Source organism: Robertmurraya mesotrionivorans (assembly GCF_050971805.1).
In the GTDB taxonomy this organism is placed as follows: Bacteria; Bacillota; Bacilli; order Bacillales; family Cytobacillaceae; genus Robertmurraya_A.
The window spans coordinates 52,688-78,348 of record NZ_JBPCCH010000007.1; the positions used below are offsets into that span (position 1 = coordinate 52,688).

The following is a 25,661-nucleotide window of genomic DNA, read 5'->3' on the forward strand; positions in this document are numbered from 1 at the left end:
GGTGGCGAATACCAAAAATAGAAGTGAGTAGATTGGAGGAATAACAATGGCAAATGAGACGGCAGTAAAGAAACTTCCCACTAGAAGTGAAGTACCATTGGAGGACACATGGAAACTAGAGGATATTTTCCAATCAGATCAACAATGGGAAAGTGAATTTCAAGAAGTTAAACAGTTAATTCCTTCTATGTCAAGCTATCAAGGAAAGCTTGGGGAAAGTGCGGATTCTTTATTTCAGGCTTTACAAGCACAGGATCAATTGCTAGAAAGGATTGGTAAGCTGTATACATATGCTCATATGCGTTATGATCAGGATACCACCAATTCCTTTTATCAAGGCTTAGACGACCGCATCAAAAATCTCTACACGCAGGCAGCAAGCACACTTGCCTATATTGTTCCAGAAATATTGTCTATTGACGAAGATAAAGTAAAACAATTTCTAAATGAAAAAGAAGAATTAAAGCTTTATGAGCATTCTTTAGATGAATTAAACCTGCAAAGGCCACATGTATTATCTGCAGAACAGGAGGCCCTTCTTGCAGAAGCATCAGAAGTAATGAGTGCCTCAAGTAATACTTTTGGTATGTTGAACAATGCGGATATTCAGTTTCCAAGTATTAAAGATGAAAATGGAAATGAAGTGGACGTAACTCATGGTCGCTATATTCGTTTCCTCGAAAGTGCGGACCAGAGAGTAAGAAAGGATGCTTTTCAAGCTGTTTATGATACGTATGGAAAGTTTAAAAATACTTTTGCTAGTACATTAAGTGGTCAAGTTAAAAAAGATAACTTTAATGCAAGAGTACGCAAATATAGTTCAGCAAGACATGCAGCTCTAGCGGCTGATAATATTCCAGAATCTGTGTATGAAAACTTAGTTAATACGGTCAATAAAAACTTACATTTGCTTCACCGATATGTGAAACTTCGGAAAAAGGTATTGAAACTTGATAAAATTCATATTTATGATCTTTACACGCCGCTTGTAAAGGATGTAAAGATGGAAATTCCTTATGAAGAAGCGAAAGAACTTATTATTAAAGGCTTAGCACCACTTGGTGATGATTATCTAAATGTATTAAAAGAAGGTTTTACCAACCGTTGGGTAGACATTCACGAAAATAAAGGGAAAAGAAGTGGCGCGTATTCCTCAGGTGCGTATGGAACGAATCCTTATATCCTTATGAATTGGCAGGATAATGTTAATAACTTGTTTACTCTTGCTCATGAGTTTGGTCATTCGGTACACAGCTATTACACTAGAAAAGAACAACCATATGCATACGGCAGTTACTCTATTTTCGTAGCAGAGGTTGCATCTACATGTAACGAAGCACTACTGAATGATTATTTATTAAAGACGATTGATGATGAACAGAAACGTCTGTACTTACTTAACCACTTTCTAGAAGGATTTAGAGGTACCGTGTTCCGCCAAACGATGTTCGCAGAATATGAGCATTTAATTCATAAAAAGGCACAAGATAATGAAGCGTTAACAGCGGATCTTCTTACAAAAGAGTACTATGAACTAAATAAAAAGTACTTTGGTGAAGAAGACATAGAAATTGACGAAGAAATTGGCTTAGAATGGTCTCGAATTCCACATTTCTATTACAATTACTATGTGTATCAGTACGCAACGGGGTACAGTGCTGCAACAGCATTGTCTAAACAGATTTTAACAGAAGGTCAACCTGCAGTTGAGCGTTATCTAGACTTTTTAAAGTCAGGTAGTTCAGATTATCCGATTGAAGTTCTGAAAAAGGCTGGAGTTGATATGACGAGTTCTAAGCCAATTGAGGAAGCATGCAAGGTATTTGAAGAAAAGTTAAATGAAATGGAAGCATTATTATCATAAAAATGAAGTCCCTTCCGACCAGTCGGGAGGGACTTTTATAAACCCTTAAATCGTTTCCGTTCATTTAAAAAGAGAACTAGGGACAGTAAGGAAAGAAATAATAGGGGTGCTGTAATTATGAGAGGGAAAATATTTAATAAGCCAAAAAGATTTAGTATAAAAGAAATAACAATAAATAAAACGATCAGCCATAAGCCGATGGTTCGTGCCACAAATCATCACTCCTTTTCCTTCTCTATAAATATATTCGTTTGTCCCAGTAATCATTCATAGATTATGACAATATTGTGAAATAGCGAGCACAATTATTGTCGAATAATCTAATTCGTGATATATTATTGATGTGAAGTTGATCACAAGCAAACATATACCCCTTTGTTTGACCGTGAAAAATTTCTCCCATCCCCTTTGTTCGTATTTAAATAGAGAAAAGGCCATTTACAAACAGACAGGTTTGTATGGCCTTTTCTTTTTTTACATAGTTTTAGCGCTATTCAATATAGCGCCAAAACATACCATATTTAGCTGGAACTTGTTCAACAATTTGTTTTAATTGTAGCTTTTTCATTTCTTTTTCGGCTTCATTTATAGACATATTATAAACTACCGTGATTTCCTTTGTTGCCACGAGTTTAAAGCATTTGAGAAAGCTCTCTAAAGTAGGAGGGGTACTTTTCTCGGGCTTCATTGGTAACATTTCTTCAAGTATTTGCTCATATACCTCATACGGATAATATCCGGTAATCTTGATTCCTTCGTCTTCAATATTCTCATTAAAGAAAACCAAGGTTGGGATTTCGTCCACTTCCATTTCAGAGGTGATTTTTAAGTCACATTGAAAGGCTTTGCCAGCTGATTCCGAATGAATATCAAGAACAAATTCATCGACATCTAATCCGGTGGAACTAGCCATTTCCTTTAATACCTCAAAACTTGAGATATTTTGTTTTTCTAGAAAAATACCCTCCTGTAATTTTCTTAGAAAGCGAATCCCGGCTTTTCTTCCTTGCAATTCAGCCGCTTTAATAGCTATAGAGGCTAAATGAGGAGACGAAATAGGGTTGTCAAACCAAAGACTTCCATCACAAGACATGCCTGTTCGGCTTGCAGTTTTTTCCCATAAGTCTGCAATGTTTTCATATTTTTGCTTTTTGCTCATATTTAATGATGCAAGGCGACCGCTTAAAATATATTTAATTGAAAAGAAACGACCATATTCAATTTGTAGCTTCTTTATAATTGGCTCAAGTGCCCAACATTCTGGACATAGAGGATCAATAAACATATAAATTTCAAGCGGCTTCTTCTCATTTCCATGGCAATAGTAGGAGGGAGTCGTTGGCAATGTTTCTCGATTCCTCACGTTCTCTCACCTTTCATCTCTTCATTTTCATCTGTATTTATCATATGCTGAGCTGTTAGCACAAGTCTCGCATAAAATTCATCTCGGATAGGACCGGTAAGGCCAACCTCATCCATAGCTTCGCGCATACATCCGAGCCATGCTTTTGCTCTAGTCTCCGTTATTTCAAATGGTAAATGTCGAGCTCGCATCATCGGGTGCCCATGCTCATTTGTGTAAAGAGTAGGTCCACCTAGATATTGTGTCAAAAACTGCTTTTGTTTTCTCGCTGTTTCCGTTAAATCATTCGGAAATATGGGAGTCAGATCTGGATGTTGCCCAACTCGATGATAAAAGGCATCAACTAGTCGATGCAATGTTTCTTCACCGATCAAATCAAAAGGTGTAAGCATGTTTCCGACCATATTAAAAACTCCTTTAAACATATCTTTTTTCGTTTGTTAAATAGTTTGCAATCGAGCTTCAGCGGCTAGTCCCTCGGGGTCATAAGCCAAAGCCCTACAGAGGTCAGGACCTCTTTCAGTCTTCGTCTTATGCCTGTCGGGCCTAACCAAGCCGCCTACGCATCTATCCAATTGATAGTACTATTTTATCAGTGCGGAGTTTATATCACAAACAATGTGCATTAGGAGGTTATTTCCTATCGGCTATTACGCATAAAAATACCGTCTGTTTGGTAACAGACGGTGTATTTTATGCTAGCAGGTGACTCGTAACCTTTCTAACATAATTTTGAGTTTCTTTAAATGGAGGAATTCCTCCATACTTGTCCACATTTCCAGGTCCAGCATTGTATGCTGCTAAAGCTAATGTTGTATTGCCGTTATATTTATCTAGCATTTGCCGTAGGTATTTGCTGCCACCAAAAATATTCTCTCTTGGATCGAATACATTAGTCACTCCAAGTCCTTTTGCAGTAGCAGGCATAAGTTGCATTAAACCAGAAGCTCCTGCACCACTAACTGCATTGGGGTTGAAGTTAGATTCTTGTTTAATAACTGATTTAATTAAATTTACAGGTAAGTTGTATTTAGCTGCTGCCTCTTGAATAATTGAATCAAATTCAGTTGAACTTCCAGTACTAGAAATTTTCGTCATATTGATAGGTGGTAATGAAGGTGTTTGATTTAAAAGGGTGGCAGTTGTAGAAACACTCGCTTGTCCACTTAACTGGGAAAGAGAGTTGCCTTTCTCTAACAGCATCTCATTCATTAGGTCTTGAAATATATTTCCAGATGATGAATTAGATGAAGAATTGAAATTTTGTAATGCCTGTAGTTGGAGCATAATTTTTAGTTTATCTATATTCATTTGACACCTCAATGAAGTGAGTATTTTTGATTGTAAAACCGTTTAATTTTATTTTCAGTAACTCGAATGGGAATTTGAAAGGTTTGGAGAAGTTGTTTGAAAGCTAATTCACCCTCTACCGGATCCTCGACCTCATATTCTAGCTCATAATCTTCTTTTAATAAATATAAACTATGGTCTAGAACTAATAAACCACCTTTATATTGTAACTCACACCGTTTTGTCGTTAAAGAACCAAAATATTGAAGCTTATTGATAGGAAAATCGTTTTTTTCTAATTGTTCCCTCACGATTCCATTTGGAAGGGTGGCACCTTGTAACATCGCGAAGGCTACGTCCTTTGTTAATTCTTGATTTGTTTCAAGAAGGCCAACCACTAAGGGCTGTTTTAATGTAAGCTCAAATCGCCCTTCCTTTTCACGAATTCGTAAGGCACTGCCTAATTCTTTTAGTTGAAATTTCTCTGTGTCAAAATAATGGTTAATTTGCGTATCAATCATAGTTTCATTTATCAAAAATTCGGTTATCAAATGAAGGTATTCCTCTTTCGTGAGCATGTTTTTAAATTCAATTTCGATATGTTGGCTCAAGATTGTTCTTCCTTTCTCTACTCATGCTATGTTTAATTATCGGTTGTTACGTGTTCAATTTCAATATGTGATTGCATGTGAAGTGGATAATTCAGCCACTTATGATAAAATAGGGGAAGTGTGGAGGTATTAAAAATGAGAGAAAAAATTTATGTGGAAAAAGCAATCAAAACTGAAAAAAATGAAGTGATATTAGTAGTAAACAATGATTATTCGATAAAAGAGCTAAGTGCAACAGGTCAAGTACTTGTTGATTCAAATGAATTGGCTTTTGTATACATTGTTGAAAAAGATGACAGCTTTATGTATATTGAGCTAACTCTCAATACATGGCCAATCTTAAAAGAAGGATTGGGAAACAATTGCGAATATAAGCTTTCTAATGGTGAAGAAACTATTGTGTTACCAAACCTGCAGGAAGAATTATTGTACTTAATTGACAATATAAAAGGTAATAGCAACTATGGAGAGGAAATGGTTACAAAAGTAGAAGAGTGTTTTTGTAACTAATATCACCCACCAATATAAAAAAATGGTCCGGATGAGGTGACTTTATGAAGCACTGGGAAAAATTCTTGGCTCCCTACAATCAAGCGGTGGAAGAATTAAAGGTAAAGCTCAAAGGGATGAGACGGCAATTCGAAATGAAGTCCTCTCACTCACCTATTGAATTTGTTACTGGTAGAGTAAAGCCAATCGCAAGTATCTTAGATAAAGCCAATCAAAAATCAATTCCCCTGGATAAGTTAGAGACAGAAATGCAGGATATTGCAGGCCTTCGGATGATGTGTCAATTTGTCGATGACATAAAAAGGGTTGTGGAACTTCTTCGTCTTCGAAATGACTTTGAAATTGTTGAGGAAAGAGACTATATATCTCATAAGAAAGCAAGTGGGTATCGTTCTTACCATGTTGTTGTACGATATCCAGTTCAGACGATTCAAGGGGAGAAAAAGATACTAGTTGAGATACAGATTCGAACACTCGCAATGAACTTTTGGGCAACGATTGAGCATTCCCTAAATTATAAATATCGTGGGCAGTTTCCAGAGGATATTAGAGTAAGACTACAAAGAGCAGCAGAAGCTGCTTTTCGACTTGATGAAGAAATGTCCCTTATTCGTGGGGAAATCCAAGATGCACAAGCATTCTTTTCAAGGAAAAAAGAGCTGCATCAAGAGGGAAATAATTAATTATAGAAGAGAGCGAACTTGGTCATGAAATTTGCGATTACTTCAAAAGGAGACTCAAAATCTAATACTCTCATGCATAAAATGAGAACTTATTTGCAGGATTTTGAACTTATATACGATGAGGATCAACCAGATATTGTGATTTCAGTTGGAGGAGATGGAACGCTACTATACGCGTTCCATCGCTATAGTAGCCGCTTAGATCGAACAGCATTTGTTGGTGTTCACACGGGACATCTAGGTTTTTATGCCGATTGGATCCCAGAGGAAATTGAGAAGCTTGTCATTGCAATTGCTAAAACACCCTATCAAGTCATTGAGTATCCATTGTTAGAGGTAATCGTTCGTTACCAACATGGTGGAAGAGAAACGAGATATTTGGCGTTAAATGAATCCACTGTCAAAAGTGTGGAAGGTACATTAGTAATGGATGTAGAAATACGGGGTCAGCAGTTTGAACGTTTTCGTGGTGATGGACTTTGTTTGTCCACTCCATCTGGAAGCACCGCGTATAATAAAGCGTTAGGTGGAGCGATTCTTCATCCATCATTACCTGCTATACAATTAGCTGAGATGGCATCGATTAATAACCGTGTGTTCCGAACAATCGGGTCCCCACTTGTTTTACCGGCTCATCATACATGTATGCTAAAACCGGTAAATGGACCAGATTTCCAATTAACTATTGACCATTTAACTCTTCTTCATAAAGATGTAAAATCCATTCAGTTTCGTGTTGCTGATGAAAAGATACGCTTTGCTCGTTTCCGACCATTCCCATTCTGGAAGAGAGTAAGAGATTCTTTTGTAGCGGATAACTAACAAGCAGGAGACCGTACATGTCACAATTTAAACTTCAATGGGTTATTGATGAAATACACGCAGGGATGTTAATACGGGAATATTTAAAAGAGAAAGATATATCAAAAACAGCTCTAACTGATATCAAATTCAATGGTGGCCGTATTTTGGTTAATGGAGCGGAAATGACGGTTAGGTATGAGTTAAAACAAGGAGATCTTCTTGAAGTATATTATCCACCTGAAAAACATAGTGAGGGGATCGTAGAAGAGAAGATCCCCTTATTCATTCTTTACGAAGATCCATATGTATTAGTAATTGATAAGCCGGCTGCCATGAATACTATTCCTTCAAGGGAACATCCTACAGGCAGTGTTGCTAATGCATTAGTTGGGTATTATCAATCCATTAATCTTCAATCAACGGCTCATATAGTTACACGGCTTGATCGCGATACTTCTGGCATTGTATTGATTGCAAAGCACCGGCATATTCACCACTTGTTTAGCAAACAGCAAAAGAGTGGGGGGGTTCACCGGACTTATGAAGCATTTGTTCACGGAGCTTTGCCAACAAAGAAAGGAACGATTACCGCACCGATTGGAAGGAAAAAGGATAGCATCATTGAAAGAGAAGTTACGGATGATGGCCAATATGCTTGTACCCACTATATTGTTAAACGTAACTATCCGTTATTTACTCACATCCAGCTACGTCTTGAAACAGGTAGAACTCATCAAATAAGAGTGCATATGAAACATATTGGACATCCTCTTTTGGGTGATGATTTATATGGCGGATTACGAGAACTTATACAGCGGCAGGCATTGCATTGCCGAAAAATTACCTTTTTTCATCCCATTTATCAAAAAGAAATGATGTTTTCCTCTCCATTACCAGAAGAAATGACAAGGCTTTTTGAATAATTATCTTTTCGTTTATTCAAAAGGCCTGAATTTTTCGTGAACAAAAGGCATGGAAGAAGGGACTGATATTAGCTCCATCTCCGGGTAACGAAGGGCAGTTAGTTTCCCTCCGAACACAGCGCCTGTATCAATATTATACGTATTATTCACAATTCTTGGCTCCCTAACGGGTGTATGACCGTAGACGATCGTTGCATTTCCATGATATGATTTTGCCCAATCTCGTCTAACTGGTGTGCCATCGGGATTCGATTTTCCAGTGATATCACCGTATAGAACGAATGTTTTTACTTTTTCACCTTGTTTCCCAATTAAATCCTCTTTTATGCCAGCGTGGGCGATAACAAGCTTTTTATTATCTAACACTTGATAAAGAGGAGAGGACTCATAAAGACGAATGAATTTGTCACAAATTTCGTTTTTTTCTTTTTTTGCTAAATCCTCGTATTCTGCAACAGTTGTTTCAAGACCATGAGTTACTTGAACGTTCCTACCGAGAAAAAATCGATAAAGTTTGTTACAATGATTACCCGGAACGTAATATCCGCTTTTTTGATCCATAACGATGGAATAGACAAGTTCGACCATTTTAAGGGATTGTGGGCCACGATCTGTTATGTCCCCAACAAAAGCCAGTTTACGTTCTGAATGAAAGGGACAATCGTTGCTCCACTCATATCCTAAATTATTTGTTAGCAGCTTGAATTCCTCAAAGCATCCATGAATGTCACCAATGATATCTAATTTCATTTTTTACCTATACTCTCCTTTCCCGTCTCTACAAACTATTTTCTCATAAGTTTCATCACATTATGATTCTACACCGAGTGTTTTTTCATGTTTGGTTTAGGGAAAGGTAAACTACAAATATGAGTGTATGGGGAGGAAGGAGGAGAAAAAATGGCTCATAACAGTCTAGAAAAGAAACAACATATTGATTTTGATTTATTATTCGAATCTTTACAAAATGAAGATATAGGGAAATTTCGAGAAGAATTTTTAGAATTACATCCATATGATCAAGCTTCATTTTTTAAGGATTTGGAAGAAGATATCCAAACTAAGGTCTACCATTATTTGTCACCGGAAGAGATGGCTGGGATTTTCGAGAATATAGAAATTGAGGATGAAGATTACAAAGAAGTTCTTTCGCAAATGACACCGACTTATGCTGCTGAAATGCTTGCTAATATGCATGCTGATGATGCTGTAGATGTTCTTAATGAGCTGAGCAAAGACCAAGTTGCGAGTTATCTTGCTATTATGGATAATGAAGCAGCTCAAGAGATTAAAGAGTTACTTCACTATGAAGAGTATACAGCAGGTAGTATTATGACTACAGAGTTTATCTCGATTGCAGCAAATCAAACCATACGTTCTGCGATGTATATTTTAAAAAGGGAGGCCCCAACCGCTGAGACAATCTATTATCTGTTTGTGGTAGACGATGAAAAGCGGTTAGTTGGTGTTATCTCCCTTAGGGATTTAATAGTCAGTGATGATGATCAGATGGTAGAAGAGATTATGAATGAACGTGTTCATTCTGTTTCGGTTGGAGAGGACCAAGAGGAAGTTGCAAGGAAAATGAAAGACTATAATTTCTTAGCATTACCGGTTGTAGACTTTCAAAATCATCTTCTCGGAATTATCACCGTTGACGATGTAATGGATGTTATGGAAGAGGAAGCATCTGATGATTATTCAAAGCTAGCGGCTGTCTCGGGAATCGATAGTTTTGATAGAGGCCCACTCTCCGCTGCGAGAAAAAGACTGCCGTGGTTAATTATTCTTTTGTTTTTAGGAATGATTACTGCAAATTTAATGGGGCGATTTGAACAAACCTTAGACCAAGTAGCAATATTGGCGGTGTTTATTCCACTGATTGCAGGTATGGCAGGAAATACAGGTACTCAAGCCTTGGCTGTTGCTGTTAGAGGACTAGCAACTGGTGATTTAGAAAAAGAGGAGAAATCAAAGCTAGTTGTAAGAGAAGCAGGAACAGGTGTGATAACAGGAACTACTTGTGGAATGTTAGTGATGATTATTGTATACCTATGGAAAGGAGATATCTTCTTAGGTATGCTCGTAGGGATATCCATCCTGCTGACTTTAATCGTTGCCACACTAGCTGGTGCATTAGTTCCGCTAATTATGCACAGACTCAAGGTAGATCCTGCTGTTGCATCAGGTCCTTTTATTACAACGGTAAACGATATTATTAGTCTTCTCATTTATTTAGGTATGGCTACTATATTTATGGGATATTTGATTAGTTAGGGGGGGAAACAAATGGAACATGGTGCTTCCGTTACATCACTATTAATAGTAGTGGTTGTTGCATTCTTAACACCAATTCTTTTGCATCGGTTTAAATTAAACTTTATTCCAGTGGTGGTTGCTGAGATCATTGTCGGTCTAATCATTGGGAAAAGCGGTTTTGATATTGTTCATGAAGACATGTGGCTAGAAACATTGTCGACTCTTGGATTTATTTTTTTGATGTTCTTAAGTGGTCTTGAAATTGATTTTTCTGCTTTTAAGAAAAGTGGAAATAAAGATCAGAAAGGCAGTAGTAAGAAGGAACCGAATACCTTTCTTGCTGCAACCATTGTTTTCATAGGTATCTTTATTGTGTCATTGGCTTTATCGTATCTATTCGTACTGGCAGGATTTATTGAGAATGCGTTTTTAATGACGTTAATTATTTCAACGATTTCTTTAGGTGTTGTCGTACCGACTTTAAAGGAAGGAAAATTAATGAAGACCAATATTGGTCAGATTATCCTACTAGTGGCGGTAATTGCTGATTTAGTTACAATGATCTTGCTAGCTGTCTTCGTTTCCTTATATGGAGGTGGAGATAGCAACACATGGCTACTACTCGTCCTTTTTGCTGTAGGAGTTGGTTTATTTTTTGTTGCGAAGAGATTTAAAAACAATAAAATATTGGAACCACTCTCCACAGGAACCATTCAAATTGGTACCAGAGGAGTATTTACTCTTATTATTGTTCTTGTTGGACTTTCTGAAACGGTTGGAGCGGAGAATATTCTCGGTGCGTTTTTAGCAGGAGTACTCGTGTCATTATTATCACCGAATCAAGAATTAGTTCATAAGCTTGATTCCTTTGGTTATGGATTTTTAATTCCGATATTCTTTGTAATGGTAGGAGTTGGTTTAAATATATGGGAGCTATTTAGTGATCCGAAGCTCATAATACTTATCCCTCTTCTGTTGATCGCTTTACTCTTATCAAAGCTTATCCCTGCTCTATTCTTAAAGAAATGGTATGATTTCAAAACCGTTATGGCGTCAGGCTTTATTTTAACCTCAACACTTTCCTTAGTGATTGCAGCTGCTACAATTGGGGAGAGAATGGGTGTCATTACGAATGAAATGAGTGGAATGCTTATTTTAGTAGCAGTCATTACATGTATATTCACACCAATTGTGTTTAAAAAGCTGTTACCAAAGGAATCGGTACAAGTCAAAAAACTAAAGATAGCTTTTATTGGTGCCAATCAATTAACCATGCCAGTCTCCAGACAACTAGAAGATAGTCTTTATGAACCAACGATTTATCATACACAGCAAGAAAAAGTGACATATAAAATTGCGGACTCACTGTTTAACATTGTAGAAATTCCAGATTTTGAGCTTGAAACACTCGAAAAGAAAAATGTACTTCATGCAGATATTATCGTTGTTTCAACGGGTAGTGATGAAATCAATGCTCAATTAGCATTGGCATGTAAGGAAAGAGGAGTAGAAAGGGTTATTGCAAGGATTGAAACACATGATTTAGAGGAGGATTTAAAAGCTCAAGACGTAGAGGTATTCTCTATCTTCCTGTCAACAAAGGCATTGTTACGTGCATTAATTGAAACTCCGAGCGTATTGAATATCCTTACCAATCAGGAAACCGCATTATATGAAATCCAGTTAATGAACGTACAATATGAAGGAATGACACTTAGAAAGTTCCCGTTTACAGGAGATGTCATTTTTGTGCGGATTTTCCGTGGAAAAGAAACCATCGTTCCTCATGGAGATACAGAGCTTCACTTACATGATCGTTTAATTGTAACAGGTTCTAAAGAGTATGTTGAAGAGTTAAAGAGGGAGTTAGAATTCCTTATGTAAAAGTAGTCTGCTGGTGGCCCCCAGCAGACTACCTTTATCAATAAGGCTTTTCTTTTTGAAAAAAATCATGTAATATTAGTACTAGGTACTAATAACAGATTCTTATTTAGGAGGATATACATAATGAACCTTTCTTTAAAAGGAAAAAATATAGTTGTAATGGGCGTTGCTAATAAGCGTAGTATCGCATGGGGGATTGCTCGCTCTTTACATGATGCTGGCGCAAACTTAATCTTCACGTATGCAGGAGAGAGGTTTGAAAATGAAGTTCGTAAATTGGTTGAAACGTTAGAAGGTCAACAATCTCTTCTAATTCCTTGTGACGTCACTTCTGATGAGGACATCGCAAAATGCTTCTCATCGATCAAAGAACAAGTTGGAACAATTCATGGTATTGCTCACTGTATCGCGTTCGCAAACAAGGAAGAACTGCAAGGGGAATACATGAGTACAACTAGAGATGGCTTCTTACTAGCTCATAATATTAGCTCTTATTCATTAACAGCGGTTGCGAAAGAGGCAAGAGAGCTAATGTCAGAAGGTGGAAGCATTGTTACGCTAACATACCTTGGTGGAGAGCGAGTAATTAAAAATTACAATGTAATGGGTGTTGCAAAGGCTTCTCTAGAAGCAAGTGTAAGATACTTAGCCAATGATTTAGGACCAAACAATATTCGTGTGAACTCTATTTCAGCTGGACCGATTAGAACATTATCAGCTAAGGGTATTAGCGATTTTAATTTGATTCTTAAGGAAATTGAGGAGAACTCTCCTCTAAGACATGCAACAACACAGGAAGAGGTTGGGGATACAGCACTGTTCCTATTTAGCGACCTGTCACGCGGAATGACTGGTGAGAATCTACATGTAGATTCTGGATACCACTTACTATCTAGATAATAAAAAAATCCTGCTTCTTATGGAAGCAGGATTTTTTTATTGGCTCTTTGATGTTTGAAGTAGTTGCCCGACAGCTACTTTTTTTATTATTTGATTTTTGTTCATAATAACAATTTCATCGTCAAGCTGGACAATGACGGGTTTCAGTGTTCTGTTTTTATTTAATTGTGTATGTGTGCGTCTGATCTTCTCTATAAGTGTTTCGTCAAGTTCTGCGACAGGAAAGCTTGGTCTGGAAATATAATACCCTTGTCCGCAATCAATTCCCAATTGAATTACAGCGTCTAGCTCTTCTTCCAATTCAATGCCCTCCGCAATTATTATTGAATCCATTTTCTTTGCAAAGGTTACAAATGCATCCAAAATATGTTTTTTTACATTGTTTTCATGAATTTTACTAATCAGGGAGCGATCGACTTTTATATAATCAGGTTGAATTTCTGAAATAGCTTGGAGGGAAGAATAGCCTGCTCCAGCATCATCAACAGCAATTTGAAATCCTTGGTCTCGATAATGATATAGAACCTTCGTAAAGGCTGAAAAATCCTCAATTGCACTTCGCTCAGTTATTTCAAACACAATGTTTTGAGGGGATAGTTTATATTGTTTAAGCAAGGATACGGTGTGTCCAGGAGTAAAGCTTGGATCATAAATCACCTGAGGACTTAGATTAATAAATAACTTTTCGTCATTCCTAAGGATAGTTGAGCTATTTTCAAAAGCCAGTTCTCTTGCTATTTTTTCAAGCGTATATAACGAGCCATATTCTTCTGCATACTTAAATAGTTGAAGTGGTGATTGAAAGCTGCTCTGGATAGGACCTCTAGTTAACCCTTCGAATCCTAAGATGCTGCCATTAGTGAGATTAACAATTGGCTGGTAAACGGTTCTTAATTGTTTCTTAGCTAACAGGGTCCTAAACTCTTTTCGAATCTCTAAGTCACTATATGTATGAAGTTGGATAACGTTTTGACTAATTAATGCAGTTGAATTCATTGTAAAAAGCTCCTTTCCCAGGAAAAAGATCAAAGTGGCTCTTTTTCGCTCTATTTCGACAGTATCATATGAATTTATGAATTAAATGAAGAAATTGTAAATATTACTTTAACCTTTGAAATAATAGTGGATGGAAGAAACATACAAATGTAATCCAACATAAAATCTTCTATTTTTGAAAAAATAATTACAAGAATAAGAACAAAAGGATGGAATGATATGAAAAAATCACTCACTCTCACCTTAACTGTACTAACCGCATTGCTCACTTCCTGTAATTCTGACGCTACGCAGCACAGTGGGATGTCTTTAATTCAAAAAAGTGATCCCGATCCAATCATTCTTGATGAGAAAACAGATGATAAACATAAACTAGTGGCCTCAATAAAAAAGGATGTTGCTAAATTTGATGAACTTTATGATGTAGCTGTCATTAAAGGTGAGGAGGAAATATTAGTTGCTTATAAGGTAAAACATATGCAGCGTTTTCATATGGTCAAAATTGAAGGGGAAATTAATAAAATGCTTGAAAAAAAGTACCCGAAGGAAAATTTCATTGTCTCAAGTGATTATAAAATATTTTTAGAAGCTGTTGAATTAAACGATAAAATGAAAAACCCGAATTTTTCCGATAAGGATGCAAAGAAAAAGCTAGAAGAAATCATAAAGCTGAAGAAGGAACTTACTTAAGAAGGGAGCATGTGAAGGTGGGGAACAATAACCAAGAATCAAAAGAGGTAGAACAATATAAGCAATTTGAGAAGAATTTTGAAACAAAAAGACCAGTCTTTAAAAATTGTTTAAAGGCTTTTTTAGTTGGAGGATTCATCTGCCTGATCGGTCAGGCTATTACCTATTTTTATATTTATTTTTTCAGCTTTACAGAGCAAACAGCAGGAAATCCAACTGTAGCAACGATGGTGTTTATTTCGATGCTTTTAACGGGCTTTGGGGTATACGATCGCTTAGGCCAATATGCAGGGGCAGGTAGTGCAGTACCTGTAACGGGCTTTGGGAACGCAGTCATCTCCGCTGCAATTGAACATAGAACTGAGGGATTTGTTCTAGGTGTTGGAGGGAATTTATTTAAACTAGCAGGGTCAGTTGTTTTATTTGGGGTATTTTCAGCGTTTGTGGTTGCGTTAATTAAGACGATATTAATCAAACTGGGGGCAATATAATGCTGAAAGGAAAACAATCATGGGTTTTTAATAATCGCCCCGTTATTGCTGTTACAGGTGTTACTGGTGGTCCGTTCGAAGCAAATGGCAGACTATCGAATGATTTTGATGTTCTGTTTGATGATTTATGGATGGGAGAAGATTCCTATGAGAAAGCCCACCGTCACTTACTCGAAGTTGCAACGAATACAGCGTTCGAAAAAGAGGGTGTGACGGCAGATGATGTACAGTTTATGATTGCTGGAGATCTTATTAATCAAATTACTCCAACTAGCATTGCTGCAAGACAATTGAAAGTCCCATATCTAGGTATATTTGGTGCATGCTCGACATCAATGGAAGGACTTGCACTTGCCTCGTTTTTTGTTAATTATGGGGGAGGAAATTATATTCTAACAGGTGCTACGAGCCATAATGCGGCTGTTGAGAAGCAATTTCGTTACCCCACTGAGTACGGTGGACAAAAGCCACCTACCGCTCAATGGACCGTAACAGGTGCAGGTGTTGCACTGGTCAAAGCAAATCAGGGAAATGCAAGTGGGAAACCAGTTACAACATCAGCCACTATAGGAAAAGTCATTGATCTTGGGCTAACAGATCCTTTTAATATGGGTGGTGCAATGTCTCCTGCTGCAGCTGATACGATCTTAGCTCATTTTAAGGATTTAGAAATTGATCCTTCATATTACGACTTAATTGTAACAGGTGATCTTGGAAAAATTGGACATGAAACAACGTTTGGATTATTGCAACAGGAAGGCTTACCAATTAATAAAGAGCAATTTAAGGATTGTGGCATGTTAATTTACCATGAAGATCAGCCGGTTCAATCGGGAGGAAGCGGGGCAGGTTGTTCAGCAACAGTATTGTATGGCCATCTGCTAAATGAAATGAAAAAGGGGACATACAAGCGAATTCTAGTCGTTGCAACAGGAGCACTTCTTTCCCCGCTTACTGTTCAACAAAATGAAACCATTCCTTGTATTGCCCATGCTGTTTCTATTGAAATGAACGAATAAGGGAGGGAAGAAGATGCTCGCTATGTTTTTTTGGGCATTTGTTGTTGGAGGTGCAATTTGTGTAATCGGACAGCTAATGTTTGATGTAGCACGGCTTACCCCTGCACATACATTAAGTACGCTTGTAGTTATTGGAGCAGTGTTAGACGGATTGGGATTATATGAACCATTAGCAGATTTTGCAGGTGCTGGAGTAACTGTACCAATTACAAATTTCGGGAATACTCTTGTTCACGGTGCCCTTCAAGAAGCTGAACAGCATGGAATTATCGGGGTATTAACGGGCATGTTTGAGATTACAAGCTCAGGTATTTCAGCAGCAATCGTTTTTGCATTTATCGGTGCTCTAATATTTAAACCAAAAGGTTAAAACTTTTTTAATATAGGACAAAGCCTACACGTTTTCAGGTCACTTACATACGTTATAGTAAGTCAAGGAAAAGTGAGGTGACTTGATATGGGTTACGGTTACTGCGGCTACGGATATGGTGGCAGCGGCGGTGGATACGGATCAACTTTCGTATTAATCGTTGTATTATTCATCTTGTTAATTATTGTTGGAGCTAGCTTTTACAACTAATCTCCAAAACGAAGTGTAGGAAGAAAGATCGTTTCTGTACAAAGAAACGGTCTTTTTCCTGTCCAAAAATCACCCTTTTTATGTTTTGTTCATAAGATAAGAGTAGCTTAAAAAGGAGGCGTGGTTTTAAGAATGGATAATCAATTTTTCAAAAATGTTGAAAAGAAAACGGGCGTTAATATGAAAGACATTCTTGAACTGGCTGGTTCATTACAAAATGCAAACTTTAAAGATGAAAAAACAGTTCGCAATGTAATCAAACGTGTATCTCAAATTGCAAACAAACCAGTCACAAAGGAAATGGAAGATAAAATCGTTTCTTCTATCGTTGCTGATGGAAAACAGCTTGATTTTAATACGTTATCTAAAATGATTAATAAAAAATAATTTAAAAAGAGAAGCTCCCGAAATTGGAAGCTTCTCTCTTCTTTTTACTGTTTTATTTAGGAAGGATGGGAGTCAAAAATCTAGAGGGCTTAGCGTTTTTGCCTCTTCTCTTATGCGGTATCGCTATATAGCATTCTTCTCGAGCGCGAGTAATAGCTACATATAGTAGACGACGTTCTTCTTCAATTGGTGCCGACTCACCATTCCTCAAGGAGTCTAGTGCGTAGTCGTGGGGGATTCCTCCATCAACAACATCAAGAATATACACGACTCGGTATTCTAATCCCTTTGCTCGATGAATGGTGCTAAGGGTAATTGCCTGTTCAAGCTGTTTACTAAGTTGTTTTATTTCTTTATTCATAGCACTCATATGCTTCGTGTGGTCTAGGAAGTCGATGATTGTTTGGAAGTTTTTAGCTGCGACCTTCAAATCCCGAATATCGTCAGAGCCTTTTTCAAGACTATTTCCTTCATTGCCGCGCTTTTTTAGATATTCCCCAAATCCTACTTCCTTTTCAATGAATTCAATGCACTCTAGCGGCGTGCGTCCTTTCAAGCTTCTAATGGATGGTAATAGCTTTTTTAGCTTTCTTTCTTGAAAAGCATGTCCGGTTGTAATATTGGATAAGCATTCGAGCAAGGAGCAATCATTCAAAATGCTGTTTGCTTTTAAGTCAGTCATAACGGATTGTCTAATAAAGAGAACCGGGAGTATCTGACTGATAGCGTGCTGGTCATCCTCATTAATAATTAGACGTAGAAAGGACAACATGGATTTTACTAAATAACGTTCATAAAAGTTCTCGGAATCCAGATCTATTCGAAAAGGAAAGCTAGTTGTTGCCAGTCTTTCAAAAACTGCTCGGCTCCCGGTATTCGTTCGGTATAAAATGGCGATATCATTTGGAACATAACCGTTTTGTAGTTTTTCATTTATATCCTGAACAATCATGGTTGCTTCCTCTTCTTCATCAAAAGGATAAAACAACAAAGGTGAAAGAGAATGTTGATATTGAGCTTGCATGGTTTTTTTTCTCCGAGCTGTATTCTTTTCAATGATCCGATTAGCAGTTGAAATAATCTCATGTGAGGAACGGTAATTTTCGTTTAGGATAATCATTTTACTATTTGGAAAATCTTTTTCAAAAGATAGAAGGTAATTAGGGTCACTACCTCGAAATGCATAAATAGATTGATCGTCATCTCCTACGGCAAATAAGTTTTCAGTTTTCCGAGATAGCAATTTAATCAGCTCATATTGAACTTTGTTAATATCTTGAAACTCATCAATTAAAAAGTATTGAAACCGATTTTGGTACATTTCTAAAACATCAGGATGAGCGGTTAAATATTTATAGCAGCCGATGAGCATATCATCAAAGTCAAAAAGGTTCTTCTTTTCCTTTTCAGTTTCATAATATTTATATAAATGCAATACTTGCTCCTCCCACCGACTAGCTGTTTGTACATCCTGTGGAAGAAGAAAGGTATTTTTCCAGTATCCAATTTGTTGTAGAGCTAAATCGTATGCAAACTCCTTCTCATCAAGAGAAATTGTTTTTCCACCTTCTCTAAATATTTGGTCCTTTTGCCAATCCTTTTTTATCAGTTTAGAAGGATGCCATCTTTCTGGCTCATGGTAAGCTAGTATTCTATAAAAAATACTATGAAATGTACCAGTTAACAGCCTATTGATGTCTGTAGGTGAAAGGAGAGGATATTGGTTAAGCCTTTCTTTCATTTCAGTGGCTGCTTTCGCTGTAAACGTAACAAGCATAATTGATTTCGGATCTATTTTTAGCTCATAAAGCATATATGCAGCTCTTGTAGTCAACACTCTCGTCTTACCACTACCAGCACCAGCAACAACTAGGACAGAACCGTTTACCGTTGTAACTGCCTTTATTTGTTGATCATCAAGTTGGAAACCGTTGTTGAATAATCTTTTTATATAATGTGAGGTTATGTTTGATTCTTGCCGAACGGTTGGTTGAAAGGAGGGAGAAGCTTTTACACGTATTGATGGCTGAAACGTATGATGTTTGGCTGGAGATACAATCATACGTGTTACTGGTATTTTGAAGCCATTTCGTTCAACATATTCGATAGGTTCATTACCCATTTCAGCGGATTCACTCTCTAAATCTTTACAATCTGAGTGCTTCCGTAGCATATGATAAAAATAGGGCTCCTCTTGTATTCCTAAATACAGACGAACCTGTTCTTTACAAATGGGACAATGAAGTTTTCCCTTTTTAGCTTCATCATATACAAATTGATAGTTCTCTCTATCTAAAATGTCCAAATTAACTTTTTCATTATTTTTCATAGCAATTTTCATAATTAACCCCTTAAAATCAAAAACTCAATCGAACTCTATCATAACAAAACAATTACTCCTACATAAAGAAGAAAAAATAAAAGTTTTATTTTTCCAAAAGCTCATGGGAGATTTATGAAAGAGGTGAAGAAGATGGGCTATATTGCTCCAGTAGTTAATTTTCAATCAAATCAGTATATAGAGAGAAACTTAATAGCATCAAGAGATCCATATAAATATGAATCGGTAAATAGAGTGATTCCGATAAAAAGTGGAACTTCAGAGGGGAATCAGCACCAGCAATCCTCTTTTTCTAAGAAATTGATTCAAAGAGACGAAAGAAAAGTAGTAAAACCTTCAAATGATGCGTTAGCACATATATATGAGATTACAGGAAAAGGAAAATACTTTGACATAAGCATATAAAAAATGCCTCAACTAATGAGGCATTTTTTTTATATATATTTCTTCATTGTTCGATGTGGAATACCAGCATCCATAAACTCTTCAGATATGACTTCATATCCTAATTTACTGTAAAATGGAATGGCTTGTGTTTGAGCGTTTAATTTTAATGCAGAATATTTATTTTGTTTGGCATATTGTTCAATTTTATCCATTATCAGTTTTCCAGCTCCGGTACCTCTGGTCCCAGACAGTACACAGATTCGTTCCACTTTTCCGATCCCATCTAAATTTCGAAAGCGACCAGCACCTATAGGCATTTCCTGATCATAAAGTACGAAGTGAGTGCATTCATCGTCGTACTGGTCAATCTCTTCTTCCTCCGGTACTTGTTGTTCTTCAACAAATACCAATCTTCGAACACTAAAGGCATCCTCGAGCTGTTCTTTTGTTGTAACGATTTCTACATTCACTAATATCTATTCCTTTCCAAGCCTGAATGTCTCAAAAACAGTCCATGAGCCATTTTCTAATTGATATAAAAGATGGAAACGATCAACGTATTCATCGTGATTCATCTTCTGCATTTTTAATGATCCGAAAACATCCGAATGCTCATCATCTGATAATCTTTGTCCTAACGTTATATGAGGAACAAAGGAATATTCTGTAGCCTCTCCATACCCAAGGGCATCAATCGCCTCATGAAGATCCGTAATCTCGGTAGAAGGTTCTACTTTATAATAAATAACATTGTTTACGGGATGAAAAGAACTAAATTTCGGTATGTGAATATGTAAAGGAGAAAATCTTTTTGCGATATCTTCAAGTTTGTTAGCTAATGTTTTTGCCTCATCCTCGCTAGCTTCAAATGGCGCTTTTAATGTGATATGTGGTGGGATGAGTGAATAATGAGGATCATAGCGCTTTCTGTAAGAATTAGCTAAATCTTGAAGTGTTTTTCCAGGGAAAATAACAATTCCAAATTTCATTTTATGACCTCCGATAAGCTATGTAATATAGAAGAGTTGAATATTAATTATTATAACAAATTTTCAAAATCATTTATATAATTATACCCATACATGGTCCGAAATACCCTTTGTATTATGAGCCAAACATCGCTTTTAGGGACGTTCTCAAGTCTCCTTGCCAATATGTCCAGGTATGATCTCCATCAAATTCGTTATAAACATAGGAAAGAGAATGATTTTTTAAGTATTTGTTCAGTTCTCGGTTAGGTGTTAGAAAATCATAAACCTTATCGTTTGTCATTTTTACGGCCGTCTCGTTTTGTCCAATGCTATGGTAAATAGAGAGAAGGCTAGTTGTGTTTTCATTAACCACTTTTTCAAAGACGCTATTGTTAATGTAAGGGGATTGAAGAATGACCTTTCCAAATGTGTTTGGATATTTTATAGCGGCGAGTAGAGAAATAGTAGCCCCTAAGGAATCACCAATTAATGCCCGTCCCATTCCCATTTGGAAGGTTGGAAACTTTTGATCCAAAAATGGTATAAGCTCATGGGCCAAAAAGCGGATGTAAGCTTCATGCTTATTACCTGTCGGATGATATTTTTCCCTGCGATCTTCAATCGTAAGATAAGGAACTCCAACAACAATAAGATTTTCTATTTCTCTTTCAGAAAGTAGATCATCACAAAGCCTTGCCATTCTACCTAATTGGAAATAATCCTTCCCATCAGCTGTAACAAGGAGATGGTACTTATATAAAGGTGAAAAATTGGCTGGTTTATATACCAAAAGGCTTATCTCTTCTTTAAGTTCGTAACTGTAAAATAATAAGTCTTGGATCGTTCCTTTTAGGATATTCACTTAGTATTTCCCCCTAACTGGAATATAAAGGTACTACTAAAAATTCTATCACAAATATTGTATGTAAATAAATTTATTTTATCTTGTGTATAAATACTGTATAGAAATTACATAAATAAATAGAGTGTATTAGAATGAATCATAGAAAAGTTGTAGCAGATATGCTAGTTGTACCAAATTGTTTGACAAACTGATGAAGGATTATGATAAAATTGATACGAAAAACTGGAAATTTATAAAAGGGGGAATTCCATTGAAAAAGAAACGTTTTCTTCTCTCAACCGTTCTGATGTTGGTACTGTCACTTGTGCTTGCTGCTTGTGGAGCAAACAATGACGAGGGAAATGGTGCTGAGGATAGCGGTGATTCAGGTGCTGAAAAACCAAAGTTCATTAGTATCGTAACAGGTGGGACTGGTGGTACATACTATCCATTAGGTGGATCATTTGCATCGATTATTTCGGATGCAACTGGTATTGAAACAAACGCTGAAACATCAGGTGCTTCTGCTGAGAACATGACCACACTTAAAGCTGGTGACGCAGAAATTGCCTTTTCACAAACTGATATTGCTTCATATGCTAAAGACGGAAAATTAATGTTTGAAGGAAATGCAGTTGATAATGTTCAAGCAATTGGAACATTATATCCAGAAACAATTCAAATTGTTACTACTGCAAAGTCAGGTATCAGCTCTGTTGAAGACCTAAAAGGGAAAAAAGTTTCTGTAGGAGCTCCTGGTTCAGGTACAGCTGCTAATGCAGAACAAATTTTAGAGGTCCACGGTTTATCATTTGATGATATCGAGAAGCAAGATCTATCATTTGATGAGTCTACTGCAGGTATTCAAGATGGAACAATTGATGCTGCATTCGTTACTGCTGGAACACCAACAGGAGCAGTGGAAGGGTTATCTGCAACAGAAGATATTGTGATTGTACCAATTGCTGCTGATAAAATTGCAGAATTAATTGAAGCATATCCATACTATGTTGAGGACGAAGTTCCTGCTGGTACGTACGGACTAACTGATAAAGTGGCAACTGTTGCTGTTCAAGCAATGTTAGTTGTTCGTTCAGACCTTTCTGAAGATGTTGTATATGATATTACGAAGGCTATCTTTGAAAACCTGGATAAAGTGACACATGCCAAAGGTAAATTGATCTCAGCTGAAAATGCTGTAAATGGTGTAGGAATTGACATCCATCCAGGTGCGCAGAAGTATTATGATGAAAAAGGTATTAAAGCTGAATAATAAAGTAGTTTGGTGAAAATGTGACCGGCCGGCTTTTATAACCAATTAAGGTTATTTTGGTCGGTCAATTTTCGCTTTTTAGAGATAAATATGTATTAGAAAATGGACGTGTTACCATGGGGAAAGTGATTAAAAGCAAGTCCTTTCTAAGTTTATTCCTCAGTATGTTACTCATCATTTGTTTATCAATTATTCCATACAAAAAAGCTTTAACTTTTCAGTTAGAGAACACCGGTAAGGTTCTTGTGTATATTCCACTCGGTGACCATCCGGAATTTAAAATAAAATATACACACTCGATTCACCTATCAGACGTAATTGAGAGTTATCAAGTTAATAGCAATGGAGAAATTAAGCAGTTTGAACTCGAATACTCTGATTTTTCCATTGGGATGCCGGAAAATGCATCAAAAGGTGAAGTTTTTAAGCAAAAGAATGGAAAGTATTATATAAAAAATATGAATCGAATTTTTCCATACTTTGATTTAAGAACTGGAAAGATTCGTGCTAATCATACAGTAATATATGGAAACAAAGAGTACCCTTTAAACGAATATATACAGCCAGGTACTTGGGTAAGAATAAAGGTAACTAAGATGAACCTTTATCAACAATGGAAAGGAGTGAATCTCATTGACGGATAAATTCGAATCTCTGTCACAAGAACAGCAAGAAGAGCTTTTAGAAAAATATGATCCGGAAGCTGGTTCGAGAAAGCTAACAGGAATATTTGGTTGGATTGTATTTCTCGGATTATTATCATTTTCATTATTTCAACTTTATACAGGTATTTTTGGTATTCTAACTGCTCAATTGCAACGTTCTATTCATTTAGGATTTGCACTAGCTCTTATATTTCTACTTTTTCCTGCTAGAAAAACGAAAGGGAAAAAAAATAAAGTTGCTTGGTATGATGTATTACTAGCAATAGCTTCAGTTGCAGTGGGTGCCTATTGGCCTCTCATGATCGATGAGTTGGTATTACGAGTTGGTATGTTAACTGATATGGACTTCTATATTGGACTTCTTGCCATTATTCTTGTGCTTGAAGCAACAAGAAGGGCAGTGGGGTTACCAATAACAATTATTGCAGGACTTTTTCTTGCATATGCTGTATACGGACCATATATGCCGAGCTTCTTAGCTCATCGAGGGCTATCACTTGAACGACTTGTTCAAACGATGTTCTATACAACAGAAGGAATCCTGGGTACACCTTTAGGAGTTTCTTCAACGTATATCTTCTTATTTTTACTCTTTGGTGCCTTCCTTGTGAAAACAGGTGTTGGGCAGTATTTCAATGACTTGGCAGTATCAATTGCCGGAAAAAGAGTTGGTGGGCCTGCAAAGGTGGCTATTTTCTCAAGTGCTTTACAAGGGACAATTAGTGGGAGCTCAGTTGCTAACGTTGTTACCTCTGGTTCATTTACAATCCCTATGATGAAAAAACTTGGTTATAAAAAGGACTTTGCTGGTGCAGTAGAGGCAGCGGCGTCAACAGGTGGGCAATTAATGCCACCAATCATGGGTGCTGCTGCATTCTTAATGGTAGAATTTATTGGTGGAATAACGTATTGGGAGATTGCGAAAGCAGCTGCCATTCCAGCTTTATTATATTTTGCTGGAATATGGATTATGACTCACTTTGAAGCCAAGCGACTTGGACTAAGAGGCTTAAAAGATGAGGAAATGCCTAATCGTAAAGAGGTGCTTAAAAAGTTCTATTTATTAACACCGATTATCGCAGTTATTGTGTTAATGACATCTGGTATGACAGTAACAAGAGCTGCACTATTTTCCATCCTTGTAGCAATTATTGTAGGAGCTATTAATAAAGAAACACGTGTAGGTATTAGAGGGATTATTGAAGCACTTGTTGATGGTGCAAGAACAGCGCTTGGAGTGGCAGCGGCAACTGCTGCTGCTGGTATTATTGTGGGTGTTGTTACAAAGACAGGACTTGGATTAAAGCTTGCTAATGGGTTATTAGATCTTGCTGGTGGAGCGTTAATTCCAACATTAATGTTAACCATGCTCGCAGCGATTGTGCTAGGAATGGGATCACCAACAACAGCTAACTATGTTATTACGTCTACAATTGCTGCACCAGCAATCATATTGCTTGGTGTACCTGATTTGTCGGCACATTTATTTGTGTTTTATTTCGGAATCATTGCTGACATTACACCTCCAGTTGCATTAGCAGCTTTTGCAGCAGCGGGTGTTTCTGGAGGCGAGCCGATTCGTACAGGTGTACAATCAGCGAAGTTGGCCATTGCAGCATTTATCATTCCATATATGTTTGTTTTATCGCCAGAGTTGTTAATGATAGATACAACATGGTCGTACCTTATCTGGGTCATCTTCTCTGCACTTGCAGGTATGATGGCGATAGGTGCGGGGGTTATCGGATATTGGATGAGAAAGCTGTTCTGGTGGGAACGAATTGTTGGTATTGTTGGTGGAATTCTTCTTATCTATCCAGAAGGGGTTACTGACATCATTGGCTTGGTGACATTTGCCGTTTTAGTTGCACTTCAATTATTCATAAAACGACCTGAGCCATCAACAGCTATAGGTAAGTAATTTAT

29 protein-coding genes are annotated in these 25,661 nt (G+C 37.0%); 18 read left to right on the forward strand and 11 right to left on the reverse strand.

Annotated elements, in window-relative coordinates; genetic code table 11:
• Nucleotides 1-46: 46 nt before the first annotated feature.
• Nucleotides 47-1,864: an oligoendopeptidase F gene (gene pepF, locus ACRX5O_RS13005; protein WP_433906351.1), complete on the forward strand. Its 1,818-nt coding sequence runs from the start codon at nucleotides 47-49 to the stop codon at nucleotides 1,862-1,864.
• Between the two features lie 35 nt (nucleotides 1,865-1,899).
• Here pepF and ACRX5O_RS25335 read toward each other — a convergent pair whose 3' ends face one another.
• The 5 genes from ACRX5O_RS25335 to ACRX5O_RS13025 all read right to left on the reverse strand — a co-directional run bounded on the left by ACRX5O_RS25335 (nucleotide 1,900) and on the right by ACRX5O_RS13025 (nucleotide 5,128).
• Complete coding sequence (locus ACRX5O_RS25335; RefSeq protein WP_490885384.1) at nucleotides 1,900-2,076, reverse strand: hypothetical protein; 177 nt, start codon at nucleotides 2,074-2,076, stop codon at nucleotides 1,900-1,902.
• A gap of 278 nt (nucleotides 2,077-2,354) precedes the next feature.
• Entirely contained in the window at nucleotides 2,355-3,227 is an 873-nt protein-coding gene (locus ACRX5O_RS13010; RefSeq protein ID WP_433906352.1) for a ClpXP adapter SpxH family protein, read from the reverse strand.
• A complete protein-coding gene (locus ACRX5O_RS13015) occupies nucleotides 3,224-3,631 on the reverse strand; it encodes a globin domain-containing protein (RefSeq protein ID WP_119707268.1) in 408 nt (135 codons plus the stop codon). Before ACRX5O_RS13015 ends, ACRX5O_RS13010 begins: the two co-directional genes overlap by 4 nt.
• Before the next feature lie 289 nt (nucleotides 3,632-3,920).
• Nucleotides 3,921-4,538, reverse strand: a complete 618-nt coding sequence (locus ACRX5O_RS13020) for a lytic transglycosylase domain-containing protein (protein ID WP_433906353.1) — start codon at nucleotides 4,536-4,538, stop codon at nucleotides 3,921-3,923.
• Nucleotides 4,539-4,546: 8 nt separating this feature from the next.
• Nucleotides 4,547-5,128: a CYTH domain-containing protein gene (locus ACRX5O_RS13025; RefSeq protein ID WP_433906354.1), complete on the reverse strand. Its 582-nt coding sequence runs from the start codon at nucleotides 5,126-5,128 to the stop codon at nucleotides 4,547-4,549.
• A gap of 135 nt (nucleotides 5,129-5,263) precedes the next feature.
• On the opposite strand from ACRX5O_RS13025, the gene ACRX5O_RS13030 reads away from it, so the two are divergent.
• The 4 genes from ACRX5O_RS13030 to ACRX5O_RS13045 are packed head-to-tail and all read left to right on the forward strand — an operon-like array spanning nucleotide 5,264 to nucleotide 8,048.
• Entirely contained in the window at nucleotides 5,264-5,638 is a 375-nt protein-coding gene (locus tag ACRX5O_RS13030) for a UPF0738 family protein (protein ID WP_433906355.1), read from the forward strand.
• A gap of 44 nt (nucleotides 5,639-5,682) precedes the next feature.
• On the forward strand, nucleotides 5,683-6,321 hold the full coding sequence (gene yjbM / locus ACRX5O_RS13035; protein WP_066054880.1) for a GTP diphosphokinase: 639 nt from the start codon (nucleotides 5,683-5,685) through the stop codon (nucleotides 6,319-6,321).
• Between the two features lie 24 nt (nucleotides 6,322-6,345).
• The gene (locus tag ACRX5O_RS13040; protein WP_119710511.1) at nucleotides 6,346-7,143 is read left to right on the forward strand and encodes an NAD kinase; all 798 of its coding nucleotides are present in this window, start codon (nucleotides 6,346-6,348) and stop codon (nucleotides 7,141-7,143) included.
• 17 nt (nucleotides 7,144-7,160) lie between these two features.
• Nucleotides 7,161-8,048 carry an RluA family pseudouridine synthase gene (locus ACRX5O_RS13045; protein WP_433906356.1) on the forward strand — a complete coding sequence of 296 codons (888 nt, stop codon included), beginning with the start codon at nucleotides 7,161-7,163 and terminating at the stop codon, nucleotides 8,046-8,048.
• A gap of 12 nt (nucleotides 8,049-8,060) precedes the next feature.
• Here ACRX5O_RS13045 and prpE read toward each other — a convergent pair whose 3' ends face one another.
• Nucleotides 8,061-8,798: a bis(5'-nucleosyl)-tetraphosphatase PrpE gene (prpE, locus tag ACRX5O_RS13050; RefSeq protein WP_433906357.1), complete on the reverse strand. Its 738-nt coding sequence runs from the start codon at nucleotides 8,796-8,798 to the stop codon at nucleotides 8,061-8,063.
• 150 nt (nucleotides 8,799-8,948) lie between these two features.
• On the opposite strand from prpE, the gene mgtE reads away from it, so the two are divergent.
• The 3 genes from mgtE to fabI all read left to right on the forward strand — a co-directional run bounded on the left by mgtE (nucleotide 8,949) and on the right by fabI (nucleotide 13,091).
• Entirely contained in the window at nucleotides 8,949-10,325 is a 1,377-nt protein-coding gene (mgtE, locus tag ACRX5O_RS13055) for a magnesium transporter (RefSeq protein WP_433906358.1), read from the forward strand.
• Between the two features lie 12 nt (nucleotides 10,326-10,337).
• Nucleotides 10,338-12,191, forward strand: coding sequence for a monovalent cation:proton antiporter family protein (locus ACRX5O_RS13060; RefSeq protein ID WP_433906359.1), 1,854 nt, complete (start codon nucleotides 10,338-10,340; stop codon nucleotides 12,189-12,191).
• A gap of 123 nt (nucleotides 12,192-12,314) precedes the next feature.
• Nucleotides 12,315-13,091: an enoyl-ACP reductase FabI gene (gene fabI, locus ACRX5O_RS13065; RefSeq protein ID WP_433906360.1), complete on the forward strand. Its 777-nt coding sequence runs from the start codon at nucleotides 12,315-12,317 to the stop codon at nucleotides 13,089-13,091.
• A gap of 36 nt (nucleotides 13,092-13,127) precedes the next feature.
• Here the strand turns inward: fabI and ACRX5O_RS13070 are convergent, their stop codons facing one another.
• On the reverse strand, nucleotides 13,128-14,087 hold the full coding sequence (locus tag ACRX5O_RS13070) for an EAL domain-containing protein (protein WP_433906361.1): 960 nt from the start codon (nucleotides 14,085-14,087) through the stop codon (nucleotides 13,128-13,130).
• A 219-nt stretch (nucleotides 14,088-14,306) separates the two neighbouring features.
• Here ACRX5O_RS13070 and ACRX5O_RS13075 point away from each other — a divergent pair, with 219 nt between their 5' ends.
• The 6 genes from ACRX5O_RS13075 (at nucleotide 14,307) to spoVIF (ending at nucleotide 17,254) form a co-directional block, all read left to right on the forward strand.
• Entirely contained in the window at nucleotides 14,307-14,777 is a 471-nt protein-coding gene (locus tag ACRX5O_RS13075) for a sporulation protein (protein ID WP_433906362.1), read from the forward strand.
• A 17-nt stretch (nucleotides 14,778-14,794) separates the two neighbouring features.
• Entirely contained in the window at nucleotides 14,795-15,268 is a 474-nt protein-coding gene (gene spoVAC, locus ACRX5O_RS13080; RefSeq protein WP_433906363.1) for a stage V sporulation protein AC, read from the forward strand.
• Nucleotides 15,268-16,287 (forward strand): stage V sporulation protein AD, encoded by a 1,020-nt coding sequence (spoVAD, locus tag ACRX5O_RS13085; RefSeq protein WP_433906364.1) that lies wholly within the window; start codon nucleotides 15,268-15,270, stop codon nucleotides 16,285-16,287. The genes spoVAC and spoVAD overlap by 1 nt, the downstream gene beginning before the upstream one ends.
• A gap of 13 nt (nucleotides 16,288-16,300) precedes the next feature.
• Nucleotides 16,301-16,657 carry a stage V sporulation protein AE gene (gene spoVAE / locus ACRX5O_RS13090; protein WP_433906365.1) on the forward strand — a complete coding sequence of 119 codons (357 nt, stop codon included), beginning with the start codon at nucleotides 16,301-16,303 and terminating at the stop codon, nucleotides 16,655-16,657.
• 87 nt (nucleotides 16,658-16,744) lie between these two features.
• Complete coding sequence (locus ACRX5O_RS13095; protein ID WP_433906366.1) at nucleotides 16,745-16,867, forward strand: YjcZ family sporulation protein; 123 nt, start codon at nucleotides 16,745-16,747, stop codon at nucleotides 16,865-16,867.
• 132 nt (nucleotides 16,868-16,999) lie between these two features.
• Nucleotides 17,000-17,254, forward strand: coding sequence for a sporulation-specific transcription regulator SpoVIF (spoVIF, locus tag ACRX5O_RS13100; protein WP_119707282.1), 255 nt, complete (start codon nucleotides 17,000-17,002; stop codon nucleotides 17,252-17,254).
• A gap of 52 nt (nucleotides 17,255-17,306) precedes the next feature.
• Here spoVIF and ACRX5O_RS13105 read toward each other — a convergent pair whose 3' ends face one another.
• The gene (locus ACRX5O_RS13105) at nucleotides 17,307-19,595 is read right to left on the reverse strand and encodes a UvrD-helicase domain-containing protein (RefSeq protein ID WP_433906367.1); all 2,289 of its coding nucleotides are present in this window, start codon (nucleotides 19,593-19,595) and stop codon (nucleotides 17,307-17,309) included.
• Between the two features lie 132 nt (nucleotides 19,596-19,727).
• On the opposite strand from ACRX5O_RS13105, the gene ACRX5O_RS13110 reads away from it, so the two are divergent.
• Complete coding sequence (locus ACRX5O_RS13110; protein WP_433906368.1) at nucleotides 19,728-20,000, forward strand: hypothetical protein; 273 nt, start codon at nucleotides 19,728-19,730, stop codon at nucleotides 19,998-20,000.
• A gap of 29 nt (nucleotides 20,001-20,029) precedes the next feature.
• On the opposite strand, the gene ACRX5O_RS13115 is transcribed toward ACRX5O_RS13110, so the two are convergent.
• From ACRX5O_RS13115 to ACRX5O_RS13125, 3 genes are all read right to left on the reverse strand, one after another.
• On the reverse strand, nucleotides 20,030-20,452 hold the full coding sequence (locus ACRX5O_RS13115; RefSeq protein ID WP_433906369.1) for a GNAT family N-acetyltransferase: 423 nt from the start codon (nucleotides 20,450-20,452) through the stop codon (nucleotides 20,030-20,032).
• 6 nt (nucleotides 20,453-20,458) lie between these two features.
• Nucleotides 20,459-20,971 carry a YjcG family protein gene (locus tag ACRX5O_RS13120; RefSeq protein ID WP_433906370.1) on the reverse strand — a complete coding sequence of 171 codons (513 nt, stop codon included), beginning with the start codon at nucleotides 20,969-20,971 and terminating at the stop codon, nucleotides 20,459-20,461.
• Nucleotides 20,972-21,086: 115 nt separating this feature from the next.
• A complete protein-coding gene (locus tag ACRX5O_RS13125) occupies nucleotides 21,087-21,809 on the reverse strand; it encodes an alpha/beta hydrolase (protein ID WP_433906487.1) in 723 nt (240 codons plus the stop codon).
• 259 nt (nucleotides 21,810-22,068) lie between these two features.
• Between ACRX5O_RS13125 and ACRX5O_RS13130 the strand changes: the two genes are divergently transcribed.
• The 3 genes from ACRX5O_RS13130 (at nucleotide 22,069) to ACRX5O_RS13140 (ending at nucleotide 25,656) form a co-directional block, all read left to right on the forward strand.
• On the forward strand, nucleotides 22,069-23,070 hold the full coding sequence (locus ACRX5O_RS13130; RefSeq protein ID WP_433906371.1) for a TAXI family TRAP transporter solute-binding subunit: 1,002 nt from the start codon (nucleotides 22,069-22,071) through the stop codon (nucleotides 23,068-23,070).
• A gap of 116 nt (nucleotides 23,071-23,186) precedes the next feature.
• Nucleotides 23,187-23,714 (forward strand): DUF1850 domain-containing protein, encoded by a 528-nt coding sequence (locus ACRX5O_RS13135; RefSeq protein ID WP_433906372.1) that lies wholly within the window; start codon nucleotides 23,187-23,189, stop codon nucleotides 23,712-23,714.
• Nucleotides 23,704-25,656, forward strand: coding sequence for a TRAP transporter permease (locus ACRX5O_RS13140; protein ID WP_433906373.1), 1,953 nt, complete (start codon nucleotides 23,704-23,706; stop codon nucleotides 25,654-25,656). Before ACRX5O_RS13135 ends, ACRX5O_RS13140 begins: the two co-directional genes overlap by 11 nt.
• Nucleotides 25,657-25,661: the final 5 nt, after the last annotated feature.